The 2,432-nt window shown below is 72.0% G+C and carries 1 protein-coding gene; it reads left to right on the top strand.

Annotated elements, in window-relative coordinates; all coding sequences use genetic code 11:
• Positions 1-2,432 (top strand): beta-ketoacyl synthase N-terminal-like domain-containing protein (locus ACIQU6_RS44370; RefSeq protein WP_403488369.1); only part of this gene is annotated, 2,432 nt, incomplete at both ends.

Genomic DNA, 2,432 nt, shown 5'->3' with positions numbered 1-2,432 from the left:
GGTGTGGTGGACGGGCTGACGCCTGACCGTTTCGCGAAGGTCTTGGCGCCCAAGGCGGAGGCGGCTCGCCATCTGGACGAGCTCACCCGAGACCACCCCGTCACCGCCTTCGTCCTCTTCTCCTCCATGGCCGGGGCCATCGGCGGTGCGGGGCAGGGGAATTACGCGGCGGCGAACGCCTCTCTCGACGCGTTGGCGCAGTCGCGTGCGAGTGCGGGGCTGCCGGCCACGTCCGTGGCGTGGGGTGCCTGGGACCAGGCGGGCATGGCCACCGGCGATGTCGTGGCCGACCGGCTCGCCCGTGGCGGCGTCGGCACCATGGCTCCGGAGCTGGCGTTGGGCGCGTTGGAAGGGGTGTTGGGGGCCGAGGTCTGCCCGCTGATCGCCGACATCGACTGGGAGCGCTACGCCCCCGCGTTCACCGCGGCCCGGCCCAGTCCGCTGCTCGGCGGAGTGCCCGAGGCCCGACGCGCGGTGGAGGGCGCGGACGCGGCCGGTGCGGCGGTCGAGGAGGGCGCGCTCGCGGCGCGGTTGACGGGGTTGCCGTCCGCGGAGCGCGAGCGGACCGTGCTGGACCTGGTGCGCACCCAGGCGGCCGCCGTACTCGGCCACCGGACGCGGGACGCCGTCGCCCCGGACCGGGCCTTCCGGGAGCTCGGCTTCGATTCCCTCACCGCGGTCGAGTTCCGCAACCGCCTCACGGCGGCCACCGAACTCCCGCTCCCCGCCACCCTGATCTTCGACTACCCCACCCCGGCCACGCTCGCCCGCCACATCACGGCCCAGGCACTCGGCGATGACGCACGCCCCGACGACGAGGCGCGGACGACCGGCGCGGCACTGCCAGGCACCGACGACCCGATCGCCATCGTGGGCATGTCCTGCCGCTTCCCGGGCGGGGCCAGCACCCCCGAGGACCTGTGGCGGCTGCTGGTGATGGGCGTCGACACCATGGGGCCGTTCCCCGAGGACCGCGGCTGGCAGCTCGACTCGCTGATCGACCCGGACCGCGCTCGGCCGGGCACCAGTTACGTCGGCGAAGGCGGATTCGTCCGCGACGCGGCTGACTTCGATGCCGAGTTGTTCGGGATCTCGCCGCGCGAGGCGTTGGCGATGGACCCCCAACAGCGACTGCTCCTGGAAGCCTCCTGGGAGGCGATCGAGCGGGCCGGTATCGACCCGGTCTCGCTCCGGGGCGACCGGGTCGGAGTCTTCGCCGGAACCAACGGCCAGGACTACGGCACGCTGCTGCTCCACGCGACCGAGGACGTCGAGAGCCAGCGCGGCACCGGCGGGGCGGCCAGCGTGCTGTCGGGCCGGGTGTCCTACGTCCTCGGGCTGGAGGGCCCGGCCGTCTCCGTCGATACGGCGTGTTCGTCGTCGTTGGTGGCGTTGCACTGGGCTGCGCAGGCGTTGCGTGGTGGTGAGTGTGCGTTGGCGTTGGCCGGTGGTGTGACGGTGATGTCGACGCCGGGGGCGTTTGTGGGGTTTTCGCGGCAGGGTGGGTTGGCGGTTGATGGTCGGGTGAAGGCGTTTGCTGAGGGGGCGGATGGTACGGGTTGGGGTGAGGGTGTTGGTGTTCTTGTTCTGGAGCGGTTGTCGGATGCGCGTCGGAACGGGCATGAGGTGTTGGCGGTGTTGCGTGGTTCGGCGGTGAATCAGGATGGTGCGTCGAATGGTCTGACGGCGCCGAATGGTCCGTCGCAGCAGCGGGTGATTCGACAGGCGTTGGCGAGTGCGGGGTTGTCGGCGGCCGAGGTGGATGTGGTCGAGGCGCATGGCACGGGCACGCGGTTGGGTGACCCGATCGAGGCCCAGGCGCTGTTGGCGACGTACGGGCAGGGCCGCCCGGCGGAGCAGCCGTTGTGGCTGGGGTCCATCAAGTCGAACATCGGGCACACGCAGGCGGCGGCGGGCGTGGCCGGTGTGATCAAGATGGTGTTGGCGATGCGGCATGGGGTGTTGCCGAGGACGTTGCATGTGGATGCGCCGTCGTCGCAGGTGGATTGGTCGAGTGGGGCGGTGGAGCTGCTCACGGAGAACCGGGCCTGGGAGGGTGAGGGTGGTCGGGTGCGTCGTGCGGCGGTCTCGTCGTTCGGCATCAGCGGTACCAACGCCCACGTCATCGTGGAACAGGCGCCCGACGAGCCCACCGAGGCCGCGGGGGCGGACCCTGTGGCCGGCGGGGTGGTCCCGTGGACGGTGTCGGCGACTTCGGAGGCCGGCATCCGTGCCCAGGCCGCGCGGTTGCATGCCTTCCTGGCCGAGTGGCCGGAGCCGTCTCCGGCCGACATCGGTCACTCCCTGGCCACCACCCGGGCTGACTTGGAACACCGTGCGGCCGTCGTGGGCGCCGACCGCGAACAGCTCCTGCACGGCCTCGTAGCGCTGGCGGAGGGAGCCCCCTCGGCCGATGTGGTGCGGGGCGCGGC

The organism is Streptomyces sp. NPDC090442 (assembly GCF_044769405.1).
Classification (GTDB): Bacteria; Actinomycetota; Actinomycetes; order Streptomycetales; family Streptomycetaceae; genus Streptomyces.
Note: the sequence above shows the minus strand (reverse complement) of the source record. Positions and strands in the feature narration are given on the sequence as shown.